General features: G+C 64.7%; 21 protein-coding genes. 8 read left to right on the top strand and 13 right to left on the bottom strand.

All coding sequences use genetic code 11. The features are described 5' to 3' along the window. Positions 1 to 64 precede the first annotated feature (64 nt). A complete protein-coding gene (locus tag CAG29_RS17725; RefSeq protein WP_085581826.1) occupies positions 65 to 820 on the top strand; it encodes an ABC transporter substrate-binding protein in 756 nt (251 codons plus the stop codon). Here the strand turns inward: CAG29_RS17725 and CAG29_RS17720 are convergent. The 5 genes from CAG29_RS17720 to gpmI form a co-directional block, all read right to left on the bottom strand. Then, positions 801 to 2,180, bottom strand: a complete 1,380-nt coding sequence (locus CAG29_RS17720) for a Vps62-related protein (protein ID WP_085694888.1) — start codon at positions 2,178 to 2,180, stop codon at positions 801 to 803. The two genes, CAG29_RS17725 and CAG29_RS17720, sit on opposite strands and share 20 nt — an antisense overlap. 115 nt (positions 2,181 to 2,295) lie before the next feature. Continuing rightward, positions 2,296 to 3,072: a divergent polysaccharide deacetylase family protein gene (locus tag CAG29_RS17715; protein WP_085694887.1), complete on the bottom strand. Its 777-nt coding sequence runs from the start codon at positions 3,070 to 3,072 to the stop codon at positions 2,296 to 2,298. A 2-nt stretch (positions 3,073 to 3,074) separates the two neighbouring features. Further along, on the bottom strand, positions 3,075 to 4,394 hold the full coding sequence (locus tag CAG29_RS17710) for a S41 family peptidase (protein WP_085581819.1): 1,320 nt from the start codon (positions 4,392 to 4,394) through the stop codon (positions 3,075 to 3,077). A 31-nt stretch (positions 4,395 to 4,425) separates the two neighbouring features. Beyond that, complete coding sequence (locus CAG29_RS17705) at positions 4,426 to 5,718, bottom strand: murein hydrolase activator EnvC (RefSeq protein ID WP_085694886.1); 1,293 nt, start codon at positions 5,716 to 5,718, stop codon at positions 4,426 to 4,428. A gap of 252 nt (positions 5,719 to 5,970) precedes the next feature. Then, positions 5,971 to 7,500 carry a 2,3-bisphosphoglycerate-independent phosphoglycerate mutase gene (gene gpmI, locus CAG29_RS17700; RefSeq protein WP_085581815.1) on the bottom strand — a complete coding sequence of 510 codons (1,530 nt, stop codon included), beginning with the start codon at positions 7,498 to 7,500 and terminating at the stop codon, positions 5,971 to 5,973. A gap of 152 nt (positions 7,501 to 7,652) precedes the next feature. Here gpmI and CAG29_RS17695 point away from each other — a divergent pair, with 152 nt between their 5' ends. The 3 genes from CAG29_RS17695 (at position 7,653) to secB (ending at position 8,869) form a co-directional block, all read left to right on the top strand. After that, on the top strand, positions 7,653 to 8,066 hold the full coding sequence (locus tag CAG29_RS17695) for a rhodanese-like domain-containing protein (RefSeq protein ID WP_085631986.1): 414 nt from the start codon (positions 7,653 to 7,655) through the stop codon (positions 8,064 to 8,066). A gap of 1 nt (position 8,067) precedes the next feature. Beyond that, positions 8,068 to 8,322 carry a glutaredoxin 3 gene (gene grxC / locus CAG29_RS17690; RefSeq protein ID WP_085581811.1) on the top strand — a complete coding sequence of 85 codons (255 nt, stop codon included), beginning with the start codon at positions 8,068 to 8,070 and terminating at the stop codon, positions 8,320 to 8,322. 61 nt (positions 8,323 to 8,383) lie between these two features. Then, on the top strand, positions 8,384 to 8,869 hold the full coding sequence (secB, locus tag CAG29_RS17685; protein WP_085581809.1) for a protein-export chaperone SecB: 486 nt from the start codon (positions 8,384 to 8,386) through the stop codon (positions 8,867 to 8,869). 185 nt (positions 8,870 to 9,054) lie between these two features. Here the strand turns inward: secB and CAG29_RS17680 are convergent, their stop codons facing one another. Continuing rightward, the gene (locus tag CAG29_RS17680; RefSeq protein ID WP_085581807.1) at positions 9,055 to 9,510 is read right to left on the bottom strand and encodes a tRNA (cytidine(34)-2'-O)-methyltransferase; all 456 of its coding nucleotides are present in this window, start codon (positions 9,508 to 9,510) and stop codon (positions 9,055 to 9,057) included. Between CAG29_RS17680 and CAG29_RS17675 the strand changes: the two genes are divergently transcribed. After that, positions 9,509 to 9,949 (top strand): hypothetical protein, encoded by a 441-nt coding sequence (locus CAG29_RS17675; RefSeq protein WP_085581805.1) that lies wholly within the window; start codon positions 9,509 to 9,511, stop codon positions 9,947 to 9,949. The genes CAG29_RS17680 and CAG29_RS17675 overlap by 2 nt on opposite strands. 231 nt (positions 9,950 to 10,180) lie before the next feature. Here CAG29_RS17675 and CAG29_RS28540 read toward each other — a convergent pair whose 3' ends face one another. From CAG29_RS28540 to glnA, 6 genes are all read right to left on the bottom strand, one after another. Further along, positions 10,181 to 10,405: a hypothetical protein gene (locus CAG29_RS28540; protein ID WP_170930286.1), complete on the bottom strand. Its 225-nt coding sequence runs from the start codon at positions 10,403 to 10,405 to the stop codon at positions 10,181 to 10,183. Between the two features lie 69 nt (positions 10,406 to 10,474). Beyond that, positions 10,475 to 11,911 carry a nitrogen regulation protein NR(I) gene (gene ntrC, locus CAG29_RS17665; RefSeq protein WP_085581804.1) on the bottom strand — a complete coding sequence of 479 codons (1,437 nt, stop codon included), beginning with the start codon at positions 11,909 to 11,911 and terminating at the stop codon, positions 10,475 to 10,477. After that, positions 11,908 to 12,993 (bottom strand): nitrogen regulation protein NR(II), encoded by a 1,086-nt coding sequence (gene glnL, locus CAG29_RS17660; RefSeq protein ID WP_085581802.1) that lies wholly within the window; start codon positions 12,991 to 12,993, stop codon positions 11,908 to 11,910. The genes ntrC and glnL overlap by 4 nt, the downstream gene beginning before the upstream one ends. A gap of 230 nt (positions 12,994 to 13,223) precedes the next feature. Beyond that, positions 13,224 to 13,847 carry a DUF4124 domain-containing protein gene (locus tag CAG29_RS17655; protein WP_085694885.1) on the bottom strand — a complete coding sequence of 208 codons (624 nt, stop codon included), beginning with the start codon at positions 13,845 to 13,847 and terminating at the stop codon, positions 13,224 to 13,226. After that, the gene (locus CAG29_RS17650) at positions 13,844 to 14,353 is read right to left on the bottom strand and encodes a DUF4124 domain-containing protein (RefSeq protein WP_085639379.1); all 510 of its coding nucleotides are present in this window, start codon (positions 14,351 to 14,353) and stop codon (positions 13,844 to 13,846) included. The genes CAG29_RS17655 and CAG29_RS17650 overlap by 4 nt, the downstream gene beginning before the upstream one ends. Before the next feature lie 189 nt (positions 14,354 to 14,542). Then, entirely contained in the window at positions 14,543 to 15,949 is a 1,407-nt protein-coding gene (gene glnA / locus CAG29_RS17645) for a glutamate--ammonia ligase (protein WP_085581796.1), read from the bottom strand. A 328-nt stretch (positions 15,950 to 16,277) separates the two neighbouring features. Between glnA and thiI the strand changes: the two genes are divergently transcribed. Then, a complete protein-coding gene (thiI, locus tag CAG29_RS17635) occupies positions 16,278 to 17,732 on the top strand; it encodes a tRNA uracil 4-sulfurtransferase ThiI (RefSeq protein ID WP_085581792.1) in 1,455 nt (484 codons plus the stop codon). A 139-nt stretch (positions 17,733 to 17,871) separates the two neighbouring features. Then, the gene (typA, locus tag CAG29_RS17630) at positions 17,872 to 19,692 is read left to right on the top strand and encodes a translational GTPase TypA (RefSeq protein ID WP_085581790.1); all 1,821 of its coding nucleotides are present in this window, start codon (positions 17,872 to 17,874) and stop codon (positions 19,690 to 19,692) included. A gap of 210 nt (positions 19,693 to 19,902) precedes the next feature. Here typA and CAG29_RS17625 read toward each other — a convergent pair whose 3' ends face one another. After that, the gene (locus tag CAG29_RS17625) at positions 19,903 to 20,340 is read right to left on the bottom strand and encodes a YkgJ family cysteine cluster protein (RefSeq protein ID WP_085581788.1); all 438 of its coding nucleotides are present in this window, start codon (positions 20,338 to 20,340) and stop codon (positions 19,903 to 19,905) included. 244 nt (positions 20,341 to 20,584) lie between these two features. Here CAG29_RS17625 and CAG29_RS17620 point away from each other — a divergent pair, with 244 nt between their 5' ends. Next, a complete protein-coding gene (locus CAG29_RS17620; protein ID WP_085581786.1) occupies positions 20,585 to 23,035 on the top strand; it encodes a glycogen/starch/alpha-glucan phosphorylase in 2,451 nt (816 codons plus the stop codon). Positions 23,036 to 23,198: the final 163 nt, after the last annotated feature.

Genomic DNA, 23,198 nt, shown 5'->3' with positions numbered 1-23,198 from the left:
GCCAGTGGACAGCATGGCGTGCTCAGGGCACTCTTGAACACGCCATGGATTCCGGTAGCCCGACATGATCAAACGCCTGCTTCTCGTCCTCGCCAGCGCTTCGGTGTTGCTGTTCAACACGGCCCGGGCCGAGGACAGTCCCGACACCGGTCTGGTGCTCCTCACCGAAAACTTCCCGCCGTACAACATGGCGAAGAACGGCAAGAACTTCGCCCAGGACGAGAACATCGACGGCATCGCCACGGACATCGTGCGCGAGATGTTCAAGCGGGCCGGCCTCACCTACAGCCTGACCCTGCGCTTCCCCTGGGAGCGGGTCTACAAGCTGGCGCTGGAGAATCCCGGTTACGGTGCGTTCGTGATGGCGCGGCTGCCTGACCGCGAACGGCTGTTCAAATGGGTCGGCCCCATCGGCCCGGACGACTGGATCATGCTGGCCCGGGCTGACAGCAAGATCACCCTCGAAACCCTGAACGACGCGCGCAAGTACAAGATCGGCGCCTACAAAGGCGATGCGATCGCGGAGACCCTGACCAAGCAAGGCCTGAAGCCGACCGTGGTGCTGCGCGATCAGGACAACGCGAAGAAACTGGTGAACGGCCAGATCGACCTGTGGGCCACCGGCGACCCTGCCGGGCGCTACCTGGCCCGCCAGGACGGCGTGACCGGCCTCAAGACCGTGCTGCGCTTCAACAGCGCCCAGCTGTACCTGGCGCTGAACAAGGAAGTGCCGGACGAAACGGTCGCCCGGCTCCAGGCCGCCCTGGATCAGATGCGCAAGGACGGCGTGGTCGACGAGATCATGGGACGGTATCTGTAACGTCCGTCACGTCCGTAACATCTGCCGGCGAGGGCTGTTCGGTGGCCGGCTTGTCCGCCGGAGCAGGAGCCGGCGCAGGAACCGGCGACGGGATCGGAGGGCAGACGAACACCGTCTCTTGCGGCGAGTGTTCGCAGAGGTGCAAGCGGTTGCCATCGGTGTAGCTGACGGTGTCGGTCACCGGCGTGCCGTCTTCGCGCAGCAGCGTGAAGTTGCTCTGCACCAGGTAGACCGCGATGGATTTCTGCCCGGCGGCGAGCGTGATGACATCAAGGGGACGGTCATTGGGCCACTCGTTCGCTTGCGCGCCGCACTGGACGAAGTCTTCGTCCAGCCTCGCCGAAAACCGCAAAGGTGCCGGCTCCGCCGTCGGCCATTGGCGGCCGAACTCAACCGTCGTCAGTTCCGCGAATGCTCGCAGGTGCTCGGCCCTTTGCGCGCGGGGCGCGGTCCATCTGAACGTCCTGCCTTGGCTTTCCGTGTTGTGGCCATAGCCGATGAGCATGTACTGATCCGTCCTTTCCAGTCGGTAGCTGGGCGAGCGGCGCAGCTGTTCGAGGGGCGACAGCAAGGGATCCTTGACCGTGAACCAGGGCAGCCTGGCCGTGTGGGTGAGCTTGGCCGGCTCCACCGGCGGGGCCGGCGGCTCTCCGGTCAGTTGGGGCGCTGTCGGCTGGGGGCTGACCTGAAGCGGAACCGGCAGGCGCAACGAATAGGCCACGCTGCCCAGCTCCGGCCGGTCGTAGCTGCCGTCGGCGGCAAAGGTGCCGGGCGCCAGGTGGATCTCCCCGGACGGGGCATGGGGCGGCGTGATGCGCCAGGCGCTGAATTTGTGCCTGGAGCCGCTGCCCTTGTCGTTCCAGATCAGCTCGTCGACCCGCGATGCGATCACCAGGTCGGCCCGCACGCAGCGGACGGCGTTGAGCGAAGGCTTTTCGTGATCGTTGGTGCACACCGATCCCAGCGCGACGTAGCCTTGCGCAGGAATCGGGCGCCACAGCGCGCCGTCTATCTTCGATTTCGTGCCCTTGTCGTTCCAGATCAGCTCGTAGTCCACAGGCTGGCTCAGTGCGTTGGCTTGAGCCGGATCCTTGGTGTGCGCATCCGCTTCGCAGACCACGGCCACTACGCGTTTGCCGTTGATGTTGTCGAAGTCAGTGGCGACCACATCGCCCAGCGGAAAATAGCCGGGCAGCAGGTCCGGGGCCGGCGCAGGGCGCCAGAAGGCGGCGGGTTTGGCCCGTGAGCCCCGGGTGTCCCAGACCCGGTAGAACTCGGTCGCGAAGTTGATCAGCAGGTTGTCGAATCGCAGGGGTTGCATTGGCCGGGTCGGCAATGCGGTGTCTTCGTGTGTGTTCATGAAAGGTCCTGATGGTGAAAGGCGACCCAAGGGGGCCGCGGCCTGTTGCAGGCTTCACTATCGGGAATCGCGGGGGACGTCTGGCGGTAGCCGGGTATCGCGCGGGCAAGACGGTTCAGCGGTAGACGCCGTCCTTGCCGTGGGCCGCCGTGGCGCGGTTGCCGCGCATGCTGATCATCTGGCGGATGTCGATCCACTCGATGCCCTGGGCTTTGAGCTTGGGCAGTTCGCGCTCCAGCACGGCCAGGGTCTGGGGATACGGATGGCCGATCATCACCGCCGAGCCCTGTTTGCGCGCCAGGCTGATCGCCGTCTGCAACTGGGTGAAGATGGCGGCCTCGGTGCGTTCGTCATCGAGGAACACATCCCGCGAGACGCTGGCCAGGCCGATCTTCTGCGCCTGCTGCGCCGCCACGGTCTGGGCGCTGGTGCGGCTGTCGACGAAGAACTTGTGGCGGCGCTGCAATTCCTCCATCAGCCACGCCATGGCCGCCGGCTGCGCGGTCATGCGGCTGCCCATGTGGTTGTTGATGCCGGCGGTGTAGGGCACCTGCCGGAAGGCGGCGTCGAGGCGCCGGGCCAGTTCTTCGACAGGCAGTTCGGGGTGCCAGGCGAACGGCCCGGTGGCCGGATCCATGGGCATGTGCAGGATCACGGTCTTGCCGGCGCGGTGGGCTTCGCGGGCGAATTCGGTGGCGTGCGGGGTGTCCGGCATGATCGCCGCCGTCACGGGGCCGGGCAGGGCGAGGACGCGGCGATCCCGGGGCAGGCTCTGCCCCAGGTCGTCGATGATCAGGCTCAGGTAGGCCTTGTGGGGCACCGGCCCGGCAGACTCCGCGTGAGCGGCGCCCGCCAGGCAGCACAACAGGACGAGGATGAAGCGCAGACCCATCCTCAACGGCCGGAGGTGATGCTCAGCCCTTTGAGCAGGCTCAGGGCCTGGGCCAACTGGTAATCGTCATCCTGCGGCATCGCCTTGGCCTTGCCGCCGGAACCGCTCGGACGGTCGGCGCCGCCGTTGCCGTTGCCCAGGTGGCCCTGCAGGTCGGCTTCCTTGAAGTAGTCGCCGTCGGCCTCGTTGGTGATCTTGGCCTTGCGCACTTCGATGTCCGGCACGATGCCCTGGGCCTGGATCGAGCGGCCGTTGGGGGTGAAGTACAGCGCGGTGGTGATCTTCAGCGCCCGGTCGTTGTTCAGCGGCAGCACGGTCTGCACCGAGCCCTTGCCGAAACTGGTGGTGCCCATGACCACGGCGCGCTTCTGGTCCTGCAGGGCGCCGGCGACGATCTCCGAGGCCGAGGCGCTGCCGCCGTTGATCAGCACCACCATCGGCACCGCTTCGCTTTCGTCCTTGCCGGTGGCGGAGAAGCGCAGCTCGGAGTTGGCGATCCGGCCCTTGGTGTAGACGATCAGGCCCTTGGTGATGAAGTGGTCGACCACTTCCACCGCCGCCTGCAGCACGCCGCCCGGGTTGTTGCGCAGGTCGAGGACGATGCCGTTGAGCTTCTTGCCGTTGTCCTTGCGCAGCTTGGCCAGGGCCTTGGAGACTTCCTCGCCGGTCTTGACCTGGAACTGGGTGATGCGGATGAGGCCGTAGCCGGATTCGAGCAGCTGCGCCTTGACGCTCTTGACCTGGATGACCGCGCGGGCCAGGGTCACGTCGAACGGCGTGCCGCCGTCGCGCACCAGGGTCAGGGTGATCTTCTGGCCGATCTTGCCGCGCATCTTGTCCACGGCTTCGGTCATGCTCTGGCCGCGGGTCGGCTGGCCGTTGATCTTGACGATGAAGTCGCCGGCCTGGATGCCGGCCTTGGACGCCGGGGTGTCGTCGATCGGCGACACGACCTTGATGAAGCCGTCTTCGGCGCCGACCTCGATGCCCAGGCCGCCGAATTCGCCGCTGGTGCTTTCCTGCAGTTCGGCGAAGTCTTCAGGCCCCAGATAGGCGGAATGCGGGTCGAGGTTGCTGAGCATGCCCTTGATCGCGTTCTCCAGCAGGGTCTTGTCGTCCACCGGCTCGACATAGGCGGCCTTGATCCGGTCCATGACCTCGGCGAAGGTGCGCAGCTCCTCCAGCGGCAGCGGTGCCTTGGCGGTGGCGGCGGTGCCTGCCGGAGCGACGGCCGGGGCCGGCTGGGCGGCGAACGCCAGGGGCGCGCCGATCACCAGGGCGATCGTCAGGGCCAGCGAGGTAAGGCGGGACAGATGCAGCATGTCGAACGGACTCCTGAATTAGGCGGCGCGCTTATCCTTGCGCGCGGCACCATTGCGCCGGATCACTGGGGTGACCCTGCTGACGAATTGCGAAATACAGCGCCGGCGTGTCCTGGCCGCCACTGTTGCCCACAGTGGAGATGGACTCGCCGGCCTTGACCACATCGCCCGCCGACTTGAGCAGCGTCTGGTTGTGGCCGTAAAGGCTCAGAAAACCGTTGCCGTGATCGAGGATCACCAGCAGGCCCGCACCCCGCAGCCAGTCGGCGAACACCACGCGTCCGCCGTGCACGGCATGCACCTGGCTGCCGGCGGAGGCGCTGATCATCACGCCGTCCCACTTGGTGCGGGCGTCGTCGCCGCGGGTTTCGCCGAAGCGCGCCAACAGTCGACCATCGACCGGCCACGGAAGTTTTCCCCGGGTGGCGGCAAACGGGCCGCCGAAGGTTTCGCCGCTGCTGGAGACCAGCGCGCCGGGCGTCGGCCGGGCCGGCTTGCGCGGGGCATCGCTGTCGTCCGCCGCTGCCTGGGCCTCACGCAACCGCTTTTTTTCGGCTTCCTGCTGGGCGATCAGCGCTTTCTGCCGCGCTTCTTCTGCCTCTCGGGCCTGGCGGGCCAGGGTTTCCTCAATGGTTTTAAGGACTTTAGACAGGTCTGCCTGATCCTGCTCGCGGGCCGCGAGCTTCTGGTCCCGGGCCTTCACGTCGTCGTTGAGCTTGGCCAGGATCTGCTGGCGTTCCTTGCGCACCTTGTCGAGCTCGTCGCGCCGGGTGTCCAGGTCGCTCTTCTGCACCAGCAGCTGCGCTTGCTGCAGGCCGATGTCCTTTTCGACGTTGGCCAGCTGGCGCAGGGTTTCGTTGAAATTCTTCAGCTGCTCCAGGCGGGCCTGGCTCAGGTAGTCGTAATAGGTGAGGGTGCGGGCGAACTTCTCGGGGTTCTGCTGGTTGAGCAGCAGCTTGAGGTACTCCTGACGGCCGTTCTGGTAGGCCGCCCGGGCCTGGATGGCGATCAGTCGCTGCTGTTCAGTGCGCGCGCTCTGGAGTTTTTTTTTCTCCGCATCGAGCCGTTGCAGCTCGGATTCGCTTTTCTTCAGCTCTTTCTGCAGGGCGTCGACTTCTTTTTCGAGCTTGCCCATCTCGGTCTCGGTGCCCTTGAGCTCTTTCTGCACGCCGGACTTCTCTTCCTGGAGCTTGCCCAGCATTTTCTTCAGCTCGGCGATGTCCTGACGCGTGGCGTCCAACTGCTGTTGGGTTTGCGCGCGCTCGTCAGCGAAGGCCGGTTGGAGCAGGCAGGTCAGAGCGAGGGCGATCAGGAGGCGAAGCATAGGGGCGGGCGGCACCAGGGTAAGGGACGGCCTAGTATGCCCGCCCGACGCTGCAAAAAAAACGCCCAAATGGGGTTGTGTGATAACTGGAGCGGGCGTCCGGGCCGAATCCATTTCGAAAACTCCATGAACGGCTGTGGGAGCGGGCCGGCCCGCGATGGCGTCCGATCATTCAACATAGCTGTTGGCTGTCAGGTCGCCATTGCGGGCCAGCGCGCTCCCACAGGGTCTTGCGGTGTTCCGTGGCCGGGGTCAGACCAGGATCGAGGTGCCGGTCATTTCCGCCGGCTTCTCCAGGTTCAGCAGCTTGAGCATGGTCGGCGCCACGTCCGCCAGCACGCCGCCTTCGCGCACCTTGAGGTCACGCTTGCCGACATAGATGAACGGCACCGGCTCGGTGGTGTGGGCGGTGTGGGCCTGGCCGGTGGATTCGTCGGCCATCTGCTCGACGTTGCCGTGGTCGGCGGTGATCAGCGCCTCGCCGCCGACCTTCTCCAGGGCGTCGACGATGCGGCCGACGCAGGTGTCCAGGCATTCCACGGCCTTGACCGCCGCCTCGAACACGCCGCTGTGGCCGACCATGTCGCCGTTGGCGTAGTTGACCACGATCACGTCGTAGCGCTGCTGCTCGATGGCCTCGACGATGCGGTCGGTGACCTCCGGCGCGCTCATCTCAGGCTGCAGGTCGTAGGTGGCGACCTTCGGCGACGGGATCAGGATGCGTTCTTCGCCGGGGAACGGCTCTTCGCGGCCGCCGGAGAAGAAGAACGTCACGTGGGCGTACTTCTCGGTTTCGGCGATGCGCAGTTGGGTCTTGCCGTTTTTCGCCAGGTAGTCGCCCAGCACGTTGTCCAGGCTGCCGGGGGCGAAGGCCGACGGCGCAGGGATGCTGGCGGCGTATTGGGTCAGCATCACGTAGCCGGCCAGTTTCGGCTGGCGGGCGCGGTCGAATTCCTTGAAGCCGTCTTCGACGAACACCCGGGACAGCTCGCGGGCGCGGTCGGCGCGGAAGTTCATGAACACCACAGCGTCGCCGTCCTCGACCTTCACCGGCTCGCCGATGGTGGTGGCCTTGACGAACTCGTCGCTCTCGCCGCGCTCGTAGGCGGCCTGCAGGCCTTCCTGGGCGGTGGCGGCGTGGAATTCGGCCTGGCCGTCGACGATCAGGTTGTAGGCGGCGGCCACGCGATCCCAGCGGTTGTCGCGGTCCATCGCGTAGTAGCGGCCGACGAGGCTGGCGATGCGGCCCTTGCCGAGGGCCTGGAAGGTCGCGTCGAGCAGTTCGATGGACGACTGGGCGCTCTTGGGCGGGGTGTCGCGGCCGTCGAGGAAGGCGTGCAGGTAGATCTTTTCGGCGCCGCGCTTGAAGGCAAGCTCAGCCATCGCCACCAGGTGGTCCTGATGGCTGTGCACGCCGCCGTCGGACAGCAGGCCCATGAAGTGCACGGCCTTGCCGGCGGCCACGGCCTTGTCCACGGCGGCGCAGATGACCGGGTTCTCGAAGAACTCGCCGTCGCGGATCGCCTTGGTCACACGGGTGAAGTCCTGGTACACCACGCGGCCGGCGCCCAGGTTCATGTGGCCGACTTCGGAGTTGCCCATCTGGCCGTCCGGCAGGCCGACGTCCATGCCGCTGCCCGAGATCAAGCCGTTCGGCACCGTGGCCCACAGGCGATCCAGCACAGGCTTCCTGGCCGCGTAGACGGCGTTGGACTCGGGGCTGTCGCTGTGACCGAAGCCGTCGAGAATCATCAGGACCAAAGGTTTGGGCGTGGTAGTCATGGAATCCACTCTGGCGAAAGTTAGAGGAAGCGATGAAAAAGGGAGTAGGAGTTTAAAGCCAAGTTCCGCCGGCGTCACCGCCGGACGGGGTTTGGCCCACCATACCGGCTGTGTATACTGGCCGACATTTTAATGCCCTGGAACCTCCTTCGATGGTTGCTCACCTGATTGAATTTGCCACTAACCACTACATTCTTGTCGGTATCTTCGTCGTACTGCTGGCATTGCTGATCGCCCACACGATGCAGGGCGGCGGCAAGAGCCTGAGCACCGGCGAGCTGACCGCGCTGGTCAACAAGGAAGCGGGCGTGGTGGTGGATATCCGTCCGAGCAAGGAATACGCCGCCGGCCACATCGTCGGTGCCGTGAACATCCCCCAGGACAAGCTGGCCGCCCGCGTCGGCGAGCTGGAGAAGCACAAGGCCAAGACCATCATCCTGGTCGATGCCCTGGGCCAGACCGCCGGCACCCACGCCCGCGAACTGATGAAGGCCGGCTTCACCGCCGCCAAGCTGTCCGGCGGCATCTCCAGCTGGAAAGGCGACAACCTGCCGCTGGTGAAGTGACATGAGTGACGTCGTCGTCTATTCCAGCGATTACTGCCCCTACTGCTCGCGGGCCAAGCATTTGCTGGCGAGCAAAGGCGTGGCCTTCGATGAGATCAAGGTCGATGGCAAACCGCAGGTGCGCGCCGAGATGGCCCAGAAGGCGGGGCGCACGTCCGTGCCGCAGATCTGGATCGGCGGCAAGCACGTCGGCGGTTGCGACGATTTGTACGCCCTGGAGCGCGCCGGCAAGCTCGACGCGCTGCTCAAGGCCTGAACTGCTGCACGCTTCGCCGAAACAAGAACCCTAAAAGACCCGAGATCAGAAAGGATCTGAGATGACTGACCAACAGAACACTGCAGCCAGCGAAGAAGAAACCGCACCGCAATTCTCCCTGCAGCGCATCTATGTGCGCGACCTGTCCTTCGAGGCCCCGAAAAGCCCGGCGATCTTCCGCCAGCAGTGGGACCCGAGCGTCGCGCTGGATCTGAACACCCGCCAGAAGGCCCTGGAAGGCGACTTCTACGAAGTCGTGCTGACCCTGTCGGTGACCGTGAAGAACGGTGAGGAAGTGGCGTTCATCGCCGAAGTGCAGCAGGCCGGCATCTTCCTGATCAAGAACCTGGATGCGGGTTCGATGAGCCACACCCTGGGCGCGTTCTGCCCGAACATCCTGTTCCCGTACGCCCGCGAAGCCCTGGACAGCCTGGTGACCCGCGGTTCGTTCCCGGCCCTGATGCTGGCTCCGGTGAACTTCGACGCCCTGTACGCGCAGGAAGTGCAGCGCATGCAGGAAGCCGGCGAGGCTCCGACCGTTCAGTAAGCGGTCACGCAACACCCCTGTGGGAGCGGGCTTGCCTGCGAACGCGGTCTGTCAGAGGACATCGATGTCGCCTGACACGGCGCATTCGCGGGCAAGCCCGCTCCCACAATCGTTTTGAGGTGGACACAGAGGCTGTGTTCAGCCGAGCCCCTGTGGGAGCCAGCCTGCTGGCGATGGCGTCAGTGTCAGTTGAAGCCGTTCTGCCGCCACGCTTCGTAGACGGCCACCGCCACGGTGTTGGACAGGTTCAGGCTGCGGCAGCCTTCGCGCATCGGCAGGCGCAGGCGATGGCCGGCGGGCAGCGCGTCCAGCACTTCCGGCGGCAGGCCCCGGCTTTCCGGGCCGAACAGGAACGCGTCGCCCGGGGCGAACGCCACGTCGTGAAACGGCTGCGATCCCTTGGTGGTGAATGCGAACAGGCGGGGCTGGCCCAGGCTTTCCAGGCAACTGGCCAGGTCGGCATGGCGCTGCAGGGTGGCATACTCGTGGTAGTCGAGACCGGCGCGGCGCAGGCGCTTGTCGTCCATCTCGAAGCCCAGCGGTTCGATCAGATGCAGGTGGCAGCCGCTGTTGGCGCACAGCCTGATAACGTTGCCGGTGTTCGGCGGAATTTCCGGTTGGAAAAGGATGACGTGAAACATGCACGGCTCCGAAGGTAAAGATGACGCGCATTCTACGCCGCAAGCGGATCCGCGTTCGAAACTATTCCCGCGGGTGATGGGGTCGCTGGCGATCTTCGGCGTGATGGTCGGCCTGATGATCGGTCGCCTGACCACGCCGGACCCCAGCGTGCTGCAGCAGGTGGACGTGATCGACGGCGGCCTGGTGGTGTGGTTCAACAACGAGCCGAAACTGCACGGCGAAGTCGTCGATGGTTCGCTGGCGCTGCTGTTCGGCGCCGAGGGCAAACCGCAGAAGGGGCAACTCAAGCTCAACGGCAAGGACGTGAACTGGCGAACGCGCCTGAGCGACGGCGGCCTGCTGCTGACCTTGGTGGCGGCCCGGCCGCTGCAGGGCGACTGGGCCGCCAGCGAGGTCGATGACCGCTGGCGGCTGGAGATCCACTTGCGAGAGCAATAAAAGAGGGAATCCCCGGCCTGCCTGTACCAAGGTTCCCGAAAGGGGCGGGCCGGTCGCAAGGGCGACGGGCCCGGCGTAAAGAAGGAACCCCTGACCTGCCTGTATCAAGGGCCCCAAAGCGGCAGGATCCGACGCATGGGCGGTGCGGATCCGGATTAAAGAGGGGAATCCCCGGCCTGCCTGTACCAAGGTCCCCGAAACCGGGTGGGTGAATCGAATCACCTGAGAGGGTTATTGCAGGGCGCGTGCCAGGTTTTCTTCTCTTGAAACAAAATTATTGCGACAGAAGCTGAAAGCCCCGGAATCCGGGGCTTTTGCGTGTTCGGGGATGGAATTCCGGAGGTTGCCCGGTGCAAAGGCAAGCGGCTGGCCCTGCGCGGTTGCGGGTCGGGGTGCATCGTTGCGGTGCACGCCGGGCTGAAAAGCATCGCGGGCAGTCTCGCTCCACAGGCGCATGCATTTCACCTGTGGGAGCGAGCCTGCCCGCGATTGGATTGATCGTGCAGCGAAGATCGTGAGGCTCGATCAGCCCTCATCCCCCTCGTCTTCATCCCCGCCGTCGACCTTCATCCCCAGCTCCTTGATCTTGCGCGTCAGGGTGTTGCGCCCCCAGCCCAGCAGGACGGCGGCATCGCGGCGGCGGCCGGCGGTGTGCTTGAGCGCGGTCTCGATCATGATCCGCTCGAACGCCGGCACGGCGCTGTCGAGCAGGCTCGACTGGCCCCGGGCCAGGGCCTGGTCCGCCCACTGGCGCAGGGCCTGCTCCCAGTTGGTCACCGGCGCCGAGTCCTGCGGCAGGCTCAGCAGTTCCGGCGGCAAGTCGCTGATGTGCACCTCGCGTCCGGAGGCCATCACGGTGATCCAGCGGCAGGTGTTCTCCAGTTGGCGCACGTTACCCGGCCACGGCAGGTTCTTGAGGTATTCCTCGGTTTCGTTCTTGAGCAGCTTCGGCTCCACCGCCAGTTCCTGCGCGGCGCGGCTGAGGAAGTGCCGGGCCAGGGTCGGGATGTCTTCGCGACGGTCCGACAGGCGCGGAATGTGGATGCGGATCACGTTGAGGCGGTGGAACAGGTCTTCGCGGAACTTGCCGGCGTGCACCAGGGTTTCCAGGTTCTGGTGGGTCGCGGCGATGATCCGCACGTCGACCTTGACCGGCACGTGGCCGCCGACGCGGTAGAACTCGCCGTCGGCCAGCACCCGCAGCAGGCGCGTCTGGGTGTCGGCCGGCATGTCACCGATCTCGTCGAGGAACAGCGTGCCGCCGTCGGCCTGCTCGAATCGCCCGCGGCGCAGGTTGGCCGCGCCGGTGAACGCGCCTTTCTCGTGGCCGAACAGTTCGGACTCCATCAGGTCCTTGGGGATCGCCGCCATGTTCAGGGCGATGAACGGCGCGGTCGCGCGCGGGCTGTGGCGGTGCAGCGCGTGGGCCACCAGCTCCTTGCCGGTGCCGGATTCGCCGTTGATCAGCACGGTGATGTTGGAGTGGCTCAGGCGGCCGATGGCGCGGAACACCTCCTGCATCGCCGGCGCTTCGCCGATGATCTCCGGGGTGCGGGCCAGCGACGGCGCCGCTTCCAGGCCTTGCTGCTCCTGGGCGTGCTGGTTGGCGCGCTTGACCAGCGACACCGCTTCATCGACGTCGAACGGCTTGGGCAGGTATTCGAACGCGCCGCCCTGATAGGAGGCGACGGCGCTGTCCAGGTCCGAGTGGGCGGTCATGATGATGACCGGCAGGCGCGGGTGCTGCTCGCGGATCCGCGCCAGCAGGTCCAGGCCGCTGGCGCCGGGCATGCGGATGTCGGAAATGATCACGTCCGGCTGCTGGCGGGCCAGGCGGCTCATCACGCCGTCGGCGCTGTCGAAGCTCTGGGTGGTCATGCCTTCCTGTTGCAGGGCTTTTTCGAGGACCCAGCGGATAGAACGGTCGTCATCGACGATCCACACGGTTTCACTACGGCTCATGTCGATGTGGCTCCTTGTTCCAGTGGCAGAAAGATCGAGAACGTGGTGTGGCCGGGGTGGCTGTCGCACTCGATCAGGCCCTGGTGCTGGCTGATGATGTTCTGGGTGATGGCCAGGCCCAGCCCGGTGCCGTCCGGGCGGCCGCTGACCATGGGAAAGAAAAGGGTTTCCTGGAGTTCCGCCGGGATGCCGGGGCCGTTGTCGATGATCTCGATCTTGGTCACCAGGCGGTGGCGCACGTGGCCGATGGTGAACTGGCGCATGGTGCGGGTGCGCAGGGTGATGCGGCCCAGGCGCAGTTCGTTCTGGCTGCCGATGGCCTGCATGGCGTTGCGCACGATGTTCAGCACGGCCTGGATCATCTGTTCGCGGTCGATCAGGACGTCGGGAATGCTCGGGTCGTAGTCGCGCACCAGCGTGATGCAGCCCTGGCTTTCGGCCTCGACCAGCTGGCTGACCCGCTCCAGCACTTCGTGGACGTTGCACAGCGCCAGCGACGGCAGCTTGTTGGAGCCGAGCATGCGGTCCACCAGATTGCGCAGGCGGTCGGCCTCTTCGATGATCACGTTGGTGTAGTCGCGCAGGCTGTCTTCCGGCAGTTCGCGGGCCAGCAGCTGGGCGGCGCCGCGGATGCCGCCGAGGGGGTTCTTGATCTCGTGGGCCAGGCCGCGCACCAGCATCTTGCTGGTTTCCTGCTTGGACAGCTGGGCCTCTTCCTTGGTGATCCGCAGCAGGCGGTCGCGGGGATGGACCTCCAGCAACAGCAGGGTCGTGCCGTTGCTCAGGATCGGCGTCACCGCGTAATCCACCGTCAGGGTCTGGCCGGTGAGGGCTGTGAGCATCGCTTCGCGCTTGGTGAACGGATGCGCCTGCTCCACCGCCTGGCGCAGCGAGTTGAGCGCCTCGGTGGACTCGGTGAACAGCTCGCTGATGAACTGGCCATGGCTGCGCTGGCCGCTGGTGGCCAGCAGCATCTCCGCCGCCGGGTTCATGTACTCGAGGCGCAGTTCGTCGTCGAGCAGCAGCGTGGCGGTGGTCAGGTTGTCGAGCAACAAGCGATGCAGTGCGTCACTGATGGTCATGAGGACCTCTTTTGGAGCATGGCGTGCGCAGGGATAAAGCGCTGATGCGGGGAAAATGCAAAAACCAAACCAAGGCTCCGAAAAGAAGCGTCCGACGCCTGAAACGGGCGTTTGACGCTCGCTTGCGTGGCATTCCCTGCGCGTTGACGGGAAGAATCGAACCAAAATGGGTTGGAATGTGAGTAAGGTGCAGACTGTTGCACCAATATAGTGCGCAATGCGCGAGGGCGTTAGAAGAACCGCAGGAAAGGGTTTTTCGGTTCGGGGGGCTTGTCCTTGAGCGGGCACTCGGGGCGCACGCCGTAGTCGTCCTTCGCGCAGGGTTTGACCTGGCGCTTCTGCGCCAGGGATATCCGCTGCATGTGGAACGGCTGGTTGGCGGTGCGCTCGACGGTGCGTCCCTGGCCGTCGAGGATTTCCACCGACAGGTTGTGGCTGCCGCGGTCGATGTCGCTCAGCGGGAACACCGGGCTGGGGCCGGGTTCGCCGGTGGCCTGGCCGTCCAGCAGCAGACGGTAGCGGTGGCCCGGTTGCAGGCCGGGCTCGCTGGTGACGCTGACGATCAGCTCGCCGGCGCTGCTGCGGATGGTCGCGTCCGGCTCGGGGATCAGCACCCGCAGCATGTCGTAGCGGAACGCCGGCGGCTCCGGCACCGGGTTTTTCGGACCGCTGGATGGGGTGCCGACGGATGTGGCCGGCATGCGGTTGCTGGTGGTCAATTGAACCCGCTTGGCGTTGCCCCGCGGCTGATCGGTGTAGACCCGGTTGCCCTGGGCATCGGTGTAGGTGAACACCTCGGCCGATGCGCCGAACGCGATCAGCGTCAGGCAGAGGGCGAGCAGCGGGCGGATCATGGCTTGTGCACCCGCTGCACGGTGAAGGTCACCGGCGGGCTCTGCTGGATCACCGACTGGCCGTCGATCACCTGCACCGCGAGGCGGTGCTCGCCCCTATCCACATTCACCAACTGCAGGGTCGGCAGGTTGCTGGGCTGGCCATAGGGTTCGTCATCGAGCAGCAGCCGCAACTGGTGCGGCGGCCTCAGGCGCGGCTTGATCAGCACGCCGACGGTGAAGGTGCCGTTGTTGGCGCGCAGGGCCTCTTCGTTGGGCAGGCCGGTCAGCTCCAGGGTTTCATACGCGCTGCGGGCGGGTTCGCGCGTGGCCGCATCCGCGGGCGGTGCGGCGGGCGGTTGGGCTCCGACCTGGTTGAGCGGCGGCAGCTCCACCGGCTGCGACGGCACGCCCTGCGGGGAATGGTCGCTGTAGACCGTGTGGCCGTTGGCGTCGGTGTACTTGTAGATCTGCGCGGCGGCGGGCAGGGCGATCAGCAGCAGGAGACAAAGGAAGGTGCGACCCATGGCATCGACCGGATTCGAAAGCGATGGGGTGCAGCATAGGCCAGTCGCGGCGGTTGGCCCAATCCGGGACATGTCCTGGCGCAATTCCCTGTGGGAGCGAGCCTGCTGGAGGGTGTCGTCGGGGCAACAAAAAAGGCCTCCCGAAGGAGGCCTCTCTTGTGTCGCGCCGCGCGGGGCGGCGCCACCGGATCAGCAGCTGTAGTACAGCTCATATTCCAGTGGGTGCACGAAGGTGCGAACCTTGATTTCCTCTTCGGACTTCAGCGCGATGTAGGCGTCGATGAAGTCGTCGGAGAACACGCCGCCCTTGGTCAGGAACGCGCGGCCCTTGTCCAGCTCTTCCAGGGCTTCCTTCAGGCTGCCGCACACCTGCGGGATCTCTTTCGCCTCTTCAGGCGGCAGGTCGTACAGGTTCTTGTCGGCGGCGTCGCCTGGGTGGATCTTGTTCTGGATACCGTCGAGGCCAGCCATCAGCAGCGCTGCGAAGGCCAGGTACGGGTTGGCGGCCGGATCCGGGAAACGGGCTTCGATACGACGGCCGCGAGGGCTGTTGACGTAAGGAATGCGGATCGAGGCGGAACGGTTGCGGGCCGAGTAGGCCAGCATCACCGGGGCTTCGAAGCCTGGCACCAGACGCTTGTAGGAGTTGGTGGCCGGGTTGGTGAAGCCGTTCAGGGCCTTACCGTGCTTGATGATGCCGCCGATGAAGTACAGGGCGGTGTCGGACAGGCCGGCATAGCCTTCGCCGGCGAAGGTGTTCTTGCCGTCTTTGGCGATGGACATGTGCACGTGCATGCCCGAGCCGTTGTCGCCGTACAGCGGCTTCGGCATGAAGGTCGCGGTGCGGCCGTAGGCGTCGGCAACGTTGTGCACGACGTATTTCAGGGTCTGAACTTCGTCAGCTTTTTTCACCAGGGTGTTGAACTTGACACCGATTTCGTTCTGGCCGGCGGTCGCCACTTCGTGGTGGTGGACTTCGACGGTCTGGCCCATTTCTTCCAGGGCGTTGCACATTGCGGTGCGGATTTCGTGGTCGTGGTCGAACGGCGGAACCGGGAAGTAGCCGCCCTTGATGCCTGGACGGTGGCCTTTGTTGCCGCCTTCCACGTCCTGGTCGGACATCCACGAGCCTTGCTCGGAGTAGATCTTGAACATCGAGCCGGAGATGTCGGACTTGAACTTCACTTCGTCGAAGATGAAGAACTCGGGCTCTGGACCTGCGAACACGGTGTCGCCGATGCCGGTGGACTTCAGGTATTCCTCGGCGCGGCGGGCGATGGCGCGCGGGTCGCGGTCGTAGCCCTGCATGGTCGAAGGTTCGATGATGTCGCACACCAGGATCAGGGTCGGCTCTTCGGTGAACGGATCCAGGACGGCGGTTTCGTCGTCCGGCATCAGGATCATGTCGGAGGCTTCGATGCCTTTCCAGCCAGCGATGGAGGAACCGTCGAACATCTTGCCGACTTCGAAGAAGTCATCTTCCAGCGCATCGCGAGCCGGCATGGTCACGTGGTGCTGAGTGCCTTTGGTGTCCGTGAAGCGCAGATCAATCCACTTGACGTCATGATCTTTGATGAGTTGAACCGACTTCGACATAGTGTCCTCCGGGTGGCTTAGGGCGGTAATGGATGCCCTTCTGTATTGGTGATGCCGGCGCGAATACTCTGCCAAGGCAACCTGCCTCACAAGGGAGCAAATTGCATGCCAGTGCCCCAGCATGGGTTTTTTGCCCCAAATTCACGCTTATAAAGGTGCAGGGCGCCGAAACGGCGAAAATCCCGCCCTCTAATGTAGCGTTGGAATCCGAAAACGACCCGTTTTGGTGCACGCAAAACCTTCTGCACATTAACTGGTTAAACCTTGAGCAATTTCCGCTATAATCCGCGCCCCACTTTTTCAGGCTGGCGTTGCGCGCGCAGTTTTCATGAAACTAATCGTAAAAGTCTTCCCCGAGATCACCATCAAGAGCCGCCCTGTCCGGATGCGTTTCATCCGCCAGCTGGCCAAGAACATCCGCGCCGTGCTCCGCGATCTGGATCCGGCCGTGGTGGTGAACGGCGTGTGGGACAACCTCGAGCTGGAAACCCGCGTCACCGATCCCAAGGCCCTGAAGGAGATGGGCGAGCGCCTGAGCTGCATGCCGGGCATCGCGCATTTCCTGCAGATTGACGAGTACCCGCTGGGCGACTTCGACGACATCGTCGAGAAGTGCAAGCAGCACTACGGCGACGCGCTGGCCGGCAAGATCTTTTCGGTGCGCTGCAAGCGCGCGGGCAAGCACCCGTTCAGCTCGATCGACGTCGAGAAGTACGTCGGCAGCCAGCTGCGCCGTCAGTGCGGCGCCGCCGGGATCGACCTGAAGAAGCCTGAAGTCGAAGTGCGCATCGAAGTGCGCGACCAACGGTTGTTTGTCATCCACGGCCAGCACAACGGCATCGGCGGCTACCCGCTCGGCGCCCTGGAGCAGACGCTGGTGCTGATGTCCGGCGGCTTCGACTCCACCGTGGCGGCCTACCAGATCATGCGCCGCGGCCTGATGGGGCACTTCTGCTTCTTCAACCTGGGCGGCCGTGCCCACGAATTGGGCGTGATGGAAGTCGCGCATTTCATCTGGAAGAAGTACGGCAGCTCGCAACGCGTGTTATTTGTCAGTGTGCCGTTCGAGGAAGTGCTGGGCGAGATCCTCGGCAAGGTCGACGACAGCCACATGGGCGTGGTGCTCAAGCGCATGATGGTGCGGGCCGCGTCGAGCATCGCCGACCGCCTGCACATCGACGCGCTGGTCACCGGCGAGGCGATCTCCCAGGTGTCGAGCCAGACCCTGCCGAACCTGTCGGTGATCGACTGCGTCACCGAGAAACTGATCCTGCGTCCGCTGATCGCCAGCCACAAGCAGGACATCATCGACACGGCCGACGCCATCGGCACCGGCGACTTCGCCCGGCACATGCCGGAGTACTGCGGGGTCATTTCGGTCAACCCGAAGACCGCCGCCAAGCGTTACCGGGTCGAGCACGAAGAGAAAGAATTCGACATGGCGGTGCTCGAGCGTGCGCTCGAGAACGCCAGGCTGGTGCCGATCGATCGGGTGATCGACGAATTGGGCCAGGACTTGCAGATCGAAGAAGTCGGCGAAGCGCTGGCCGGCCAGATCGTCCTCGACATCCGTCACCCGGATGCCGCCGAGGACGAGCCGCTGGAGCTTCCCGGCGTAGAGGTACAGACGATGCCGTTCTATGCAGTGAACGCTCGTTTCAAGGAACTGGACCCAACCCGCCAGTACCTGCTGTATTGCGACAAAGGCGTGATGAGTCGCCTGCATGCCCACCATCTGCTCAGTGAGGGGCATGCCAATGTGCGCGTTTATCGACCGAGCTAAGTGCCCGGGGCTGTTTGCCTGTGGCCTGCGTCACCGGCCCCCCGACACCGCCGTCAAGCTGTAACGGCCATGCCGGACACTACTGTCAATCGCTGCCATGACTTGTCAGCACACCGAATCCTCTGATCGAGATACACACGTGATCGAAAATCTACGCAACATCGCCATCATCGCCCACGTTGACCACGGTAAAACCACCCTGGTCGACAAACTGCTGCGCCAATCCGGCACCCTGGAGCGCAACGAGCTCAACGACGAGCGCGTGATGGACTCCAACGACCAGGAAAAAGAGCGCGGCATCACCATTCTGGCGAAGAACACCGCCATCAACTGGAACGGCTACCACATCAACATCGTGGACACCCCGGGCCACGCCGACTTCGGCGGCGAAGTAGAGCGCGTGATGTCCATGGTCGACTCCGTGCTGCTGCTGGTCGACGCCCAGGACGGCCCTATGCCGCAAACCCGCTTCGTGACCAAGAAGGCCTTCGAAGCCGGTCTGAAGCCGATCGTCGTGATCAACAAGGTCGACCGTCCGGGCGCGCGTCCTGACTGGGTCCTGGACCAGATCTTCGACCTGTTCGACAACCTCGGCGCCACCGACGAACAGCTGGACTTCAAAGTCGTCTACGCCTCGGCCCTGAACGGCATCGCCGGTCTGGACCACACCGAGATGGCCGAAGACATGACCCCGCTGTACCAGTCGATCGTCGACAACGTTCCGGCTCCGGCCGTTGACCGTGACGGTCCGTTCCAGATGCAGATCTCCGCTCTGGACTACAACAGCTTCCTGGGCGTGATCGGCGTGGGCCGCATCGCCCGTGGCCGCGTCAAGCCGAACACCCCGGTCGTCGCCATCGACACCGAAGGCAAGAAGCGCAACGGCCGCATCCTGAAGCTGATGGGTCACCACGGCCTGCACCGCGTTGACGTCGAAGAAGCCGCTGCCGGCGACATCGTCTGCATCAGCGGTTTCGACGAGCTGTTCATCTCCGACACCCTGTGCGACATGAACAACGTCGAAGCGATGAAGCCGCTGACGGTCGACGAGCCGACCGTTTCCATGACCTTCCAGGTGAACGACTCGCCGTTCTGCGGTAAAGAAGGCAAGTTCGTGACCTCCCGCAACATCAAGGAGCGTCTGGACAAAGAGCTGCTGTACAACGTTGCCCTGCGCGTTGAAGAAGGCGACTCGGCCGACAAGTTCAAGGTCTCCGGCCGTGGTGAGCTGCACCTGTCGGTTCTGATCGAAACCATGCGCCGCGAAGGCTTCGAGATGGCCGTGGGCCGTCCTGAAGTGATCATCCGCGAAGTCAACGGCACCAAGCAGGAGCCGTTCGAGAACGTGACCATCGACATCCCTGAGGAATCCCAGGGCAAGGTGATGGAAGAGATGGGCCTGCGTAAGGGCGACCTGACCAACATGGCGCCGGACGGCAAGGGCCGTGTGCGCCTGGAGTACAACATCCCGGCTCGCGGTCTGATCGGTTTCCGTAACCAGTTCCTGACCCTGACCAACGGTGCAGGCATCCTGACCTCGATCTTCGACCGCTACGACACCATGAAGTCCGGCCACATGTCCGGCCGCCTGAACGGCGTTCTGGTGTCGGTCGAGACCGGCAAGGCGCTGACCTACTCCCTGGAAACCCTGCAGGCGCGCGGCAAGCTGTTCGTCGAGCACGGCCAGGAGATCTACAACGGTCAGATCGTCGGCCTGAACAGCCGCGACAACGACCTGGGCGTCAACCCTACCAAGGGCAAGAAGCTCGACAACATGCGTGCTTCGGGCAAGGACGAAACCATCGCCCTGGTTCCGCCGGTCCGCTTCACCCTGGAACAGGCCCTGGAGTTCATCCAGGATGACGAGCTGTGCGAAGTCACGCCGAAGTCCATCCGTCTTCGCAAGAAGATCCTGGACGAAGGCGAGCGTACCCGCGCTGCCAAGAAAGCCAAGGCTTGATCATCTAGCCTGAGCTGAAACGAAAACGCCCCCGGTCGAAAGGCCGGGGGCGTTTTTGTTTGTTCGCAATTTGTGCGGTGTCTGTGTCGGCCCCATCGCTGGCAAGCCAGCTCCCACAGGGTTCGGCGGTGTTCGCGGAAATGGCAGGCCACCGCAAATCCTGTGGGAGCCAGCCTGCTGGCGATAGCGGCCGATCAGTCGCTACAGAAATCAGAACCGCTCGATGTTGCGCGACTGCCGCTCGCGCTCCACTTCCTTGGGCTTGTACGCGCAGTAGCCCGGGCGCGGGCCGATCTTGGGGTGGTTGCGGCAGGTGTCCGGGCGCTTGTCATAAATGGTGCACAGCCGGCTCTTACGATCCAGGTAATAGCAGTCGTTGTTGCTCATGCGCTGGAGAGTGAAGATCCCCGACTTCTGGTTGAAGCGCTCGACCAGCCCTTCCTTCTGCAGACGCTTGGCGATGTTCTTCGGCGGTTCGCCCAGCTCGAACTCGTCGACCACGCCGATGCGCACCAGATCCTTGATCTTGACCTCGACCGGCAGCGTGCAGCAACTCGACACGCAGGAGCCGCACATCGGCGCCGAATATTTGGCCCAGGTCTCGAGACGGTCGATCTCGGCGGCGGCGATCAGGTTGGGCTTCATCATCGGTGTTTACCAGGCGTAGGCATCAGGGCGCGCGATCATACCGGGAGCGGTGGATTTTTGAACAACCTTTCGCCGGTTTTTTATCGGGCAGCGCCGTTGCCGCAGCGGTTCGGCACGGCCCCTGCATCGGATGCGTCGCGCGTTCGACGATTGCCAGCACCGGAAAAACAGCCGAACCAGAGCCGCCGCCGTCGGTCAGACCGACTAGGCTCTGACCATTCCCCGCTCGCCCGAGGTCCTATCGATGACTCAAGAACCGCTAGTTCGCGAAGCTGAAGTGGCCGCATTCCGCGACGCCGTCCTGACCAAGCTCACCTATGCGGTGGGCAAAGACCCGGATCACGCCTTCGACCACGACTGGTTCGAAGCCATCGCCCTGGCGGCGCGCGATCACATGGTCGAGCACTGGATGGACCACACCCGGCAGATCTACCGCAAGGGCCAGAAGCGGGTGTACTACCTCTCGCTGGAATTCCTCATCGGCCGCCTGCTGTACGACAGCCTGAGCAACCTCGGCCTGCTCGACGTGGCCCGCGAGGCGCTGACGGAACTGGGCGTGGACCTGGAGCGCATCCGTATCCTGGAGCCCGACGCGGCGCTGGGCAACGGCGGCCTCGGGCGGCTGGCGGCGTGCTTCATGGAGAGCATGTCGACCCTGGGCATCGCCGGCCACGGCTACGGCATCCGCTACGAGCACGGCCTGTTCCGCCAAGCCATCGTCGACGGCTGGCAGCAGGAGCAGACCGAGCATTGGCTGGACTTCGGCAACCCGTGGGAGTTCGAACGGCCGGAAGTCGTCTACTCCATCGGTTTCGGCGGCAGCGTGGCCACGGTCACCGACGCGAGCGGCAAGGCCAAGCAGGTCTGGTCGCCGTCGGAGACCGTGCGGGCCATCGCCTACGACACCCCGGTGGTCGGCTGGCGCGGGGCCAGCGTCAACACCCTGCGCCTGTGGCGGGCGCGAGCCATGGAAGACCTGCACCTGGAGCGCTTCAACGCCGGCGACCACCTGGGCGCGGTGGCCGAAGTGGCCCGGGCCGAAAGCATCTCCCGGGTGCTTTACCCGGCCGACAGCACCGAAGCGGGGCAGGAACTGCGCCTGCGCCAGGAATACTTTTTCGTCACCGCCTCGCTGCAGGACCTGCTGCGGCGTCACCGCAACATGCACACCTCGGTGCTGACGCTCGGCGATCACGCCTCGATCCAGCTCAACGACACCCACCCCTCGATCGCCGTCGCCGAACTGATGCGCCTGCTGGTGGACGTCTATGACGTGGCGTGGGACGCGGCGTGGCAAGTCACGGTCGAGACCCTGTCGTACACCAACCACACGCTGCTGCCCGAAGCGCTGGAGACCTGGCCGGTGGGCCTGATGGAGCGCATGCTGCCCCGGCATATGCAGATCATCTACCTGATCAACGCCCAGCACATCGATTCGATCCGGGCCAAGGGCATCCACGACTTCGACGTGCTGCGGGCGGTGTCGCTGATCGAGGAGGACAACGGCCGGCGGGTGCGCATGGGCAACCTGGCGTTCCTCGGCTCCCACAGCGTCAACGGCGTGTCCGGGCTGCACACCCAACTGATGCGCAAGACGGTGTTCGCCGAGCTGCACAAGCTGTATCCGCAACGGATCAACAACAAGACCAACGGCATCACCTTCCGCCGCTGGCTGTACCAGGCCAACCCGGAGCTGACCTCGATGCTGGTCGACGCCCTCGGCCCGCAGGTGCTGGACAACCCCGAGGAGCGCCTGCTCGACCTTGAGCCGTTCGCCGAGAAGGCTGCGTTCCGCAAGGCCTTCGCCGAGCAGCGGCTGCACAGCAAGAAAGCCCTGGCCTACCTGATTCACGAACGGCTGGGGGTCGCGGTGAACCCGGCGGCGATGTTCGACGTGCAGGTCAAGCGGATCCACGAGTACAAGCGCCAGTTGCTCAACCTGATGCACACCGTCGCGCTGTACCAGGCGATCCGCGCCGAACCTGAGGTCGACTGGGTGCCGCGGGTGAAGATCTTCGCCGGCAAGGCCGCGGCGAGCTACCACCAGGCCAAGCTGATCATCAAGCTGACCAACGACATCGCCCGGGTGGTGAACAACGACCCGACTGTGCGTGGCCTGCTGAAAGTGGTGTTCCTGCCCAACTACAACGTCAGCCTGGCGGAAAGCATCATCCCGGCGGCGGACCTGTCGGAGCAGATCTCCACCGCCGGCTTCGAGGCCTCGGGCACCAGCAACATGAAGTTCGGCCTCAACGGCGCGCTGACCATCGGCACCCTGGACGGCGCCAACGTGGAGATGTGCGAACGCATCGGCGCCGAGCACATGTTCATCTTCGGCCTGAGCGCCCAGCAGGTCGAGGCGCGCAAGCAGAACCACGAGTTCAGCGCCGTGCCGGACATCGCCGCGTCCCACCGCCTGAACGACGTGCTGCAGGCGATCCGCGGGGGGGTGTTCTCGCCGGACGACACCTCGCGCTACACCGGGCTGATCGACTCGCTGGTGGACTACGACCGCTTCCTGGTCTGCGCCGACTTCGATGCGTACTGGGAAGCCCAGCGGCGGGTCGAGGCGCTCTGGCACGACGCCGACAACTGGTGGCGCTCGGCGGTGCTGAACACGGCGCGGATGGGCTGGTTCTCGTCCGACCGCACCATCCGCGAATACGCCACGGACATCTGGAAAGCGCTGGAATAGCTTTTCGCGGGAATTGTGCGCAAGGCCCGGCGTTCGCCGGGCCGGGTCGATATACTGGGCGCCGTTTCAAAGGCAGTCCCGGGTCTTGCGGTTTCCCCTGCGGGGGTGAATTGCTGCCTAGACTGACTGGACTGCCGCATTCGCCCCGTGCCGGGGCCGCTTA

Origin of the sequence: Pseudomonas sp. B7(2017), assembly GCF_002112745.1 — a bacterium.
GTDB lineage: Bacteria > Pseudomonadota > Gammaproteobacteria > Pseudomonadales > Pseudomonadaceae > Aquipseudomonas > Aquipseudomonas ekonensis.
This window is presented reverse-complemented; position numbering and strand designations above follow the sequence as displayed.

Excerpts from the sequence above, each read along its gene's own strand:
- CAG29_RS17725 (WP_085581826.1), top strand. The coding sequence starts at position 65 with ATGATCAAACGCCTGCTTCTCGTCCTCGCCAGCGCTTCGGTGTTGCTG.
- CAG29_RS17720 (WP_085694888.1), bottom strand. The coding sequence starts at position 2,180 with ATGAACACACACGAAGACACCGCATTGCCGACCCGGCCAATGCAACCC.
- CAG29_RS17715 (WP_085694887.1), bottom strand. The coding sequence starts at position 3,072 with ATGGGTCTGCGCTTCATCCTCGTCCTGTTGTGCTGCCTGGCGGGCGCC.
- CAG29_RS17710 (WP_085581819.1), bottom strand. The coding sequence starts at position 4,394 with ATGCTGCATCTGTCCCGCCTTACCTCGCTGGCCCTGACGATCGCCCTG.
- CAG29_RS17705 (WP_085694886.1), bottom strand. The coding sequence starts at position 5,718 with ATGCTTCGCCTCCTGATCGCCCTCGCTCTGACCTGCCTGCTCCAACCG.
- gpmI (WP_085581815.1), bottom strand. The coding sequence starts at position 7,500 with ATGACTACCACGCCCAAACCTTTGGTCCTGATGATTCTCGACGGCTTC.
- CAG29_RS17695 (WP_085631986.1), top strand. The coding sequence starts at position 7,653 with ATGGTTGCTCACCTGATTGAATTTGCCACTAACCACTACATTCTTGTC.
- grxC (WP_085581811.1), top strand. The coding sequence starts at position 8,068 with ATGAGTGACGTCGTCGTCTATTCCAGCGATTACTGCCCCTACTGCTCG.
- secB (WP_085581809.1), top strand. The coding sequence starts at position 8,384 with ATGACTGACCAACAGAACACTGCAGCCAGCGAAGAAGAAACCGCACCG.
- CAG29_RS17675 (WP_085581805.1), top strand. The coding sequence starts at position 9,509 with ATGCACGGCTCCGAAGGTAAAGATGACGCGCATTCTACGCCGCAAGCG.
- CAG29_RS17680 (WP_085581807.1), bottom strand. The coding sequence starts at position 9,510 with ATGTTTCACGTCATCCTTTTCCAACCGGAAATTCCGCCGAACACCGGC.
- CAG29_RS28540 (WP_170930286.1), bottom strand. The coding sequence starts at position 10,405 with ATGCGCCTGTGGAGCGAGACTGCCCGCGATGCTTTTCAGCCCGGCGTG.
- ntrC (WP_085581804.1), bottom strand. The coding sequence starts at position 11,911 with ATGAGCCGTAGTGAAACCGTGTGGATCGTCGATGACGACCGTTCTATC.
- glnL (WP_085581802.1), bottom strand. The coding sequence starts at position 12,993 with ATGACCATCAGTGACGCACTGCATCGCTTGTTGCTCGACAACCTGACC.
- CAG29_RS17655 (WP_085694885.1), bottom strand. The coding sequence starts at position 13,847 with ATGATCCGCCCGCTGCTCGCCCTCTGCCTGACGCTGATCGCGTTCGGC.
- CAG29_RS17650 (WP_085639379.1), bottom strand. The coding sequence starts at position 14,353 with ATGGGTCGCACCTTCCTTTGTCTCCTGCTGCTGATCGCCCTGCCCGCC.
- glnA (WP_085581796.1), bottom strand. The coding sequence starts at position 15,949 with ATGTCGAAGTCGGTTCAACTCATCAAAGATCATGACGTCAAGTGGATT.
- thiI (WP_085581792.1), top strand. The coding sequence starts at position 16,278 with ATGAAACTAATCGTAAAAGTCTTCCCCGAGATCACCATCAAGAGCCGC.
- CAG29_RS17625 (WP_085581788.1), bottom strand. The coding sequence starts at position 20,340 with ATGATGAAGCCCAACCTGATCGCCGCCGCCGAGATCGACCGTCTCGAG.
- CAG29_RS17620 (WP_085581786.1), top strand. The coding sequence starts at position 20,585 with ATGACTCAAGAACCGCTAGTTCGCGAAGCTGAAGTGGCCGCATTCCGC.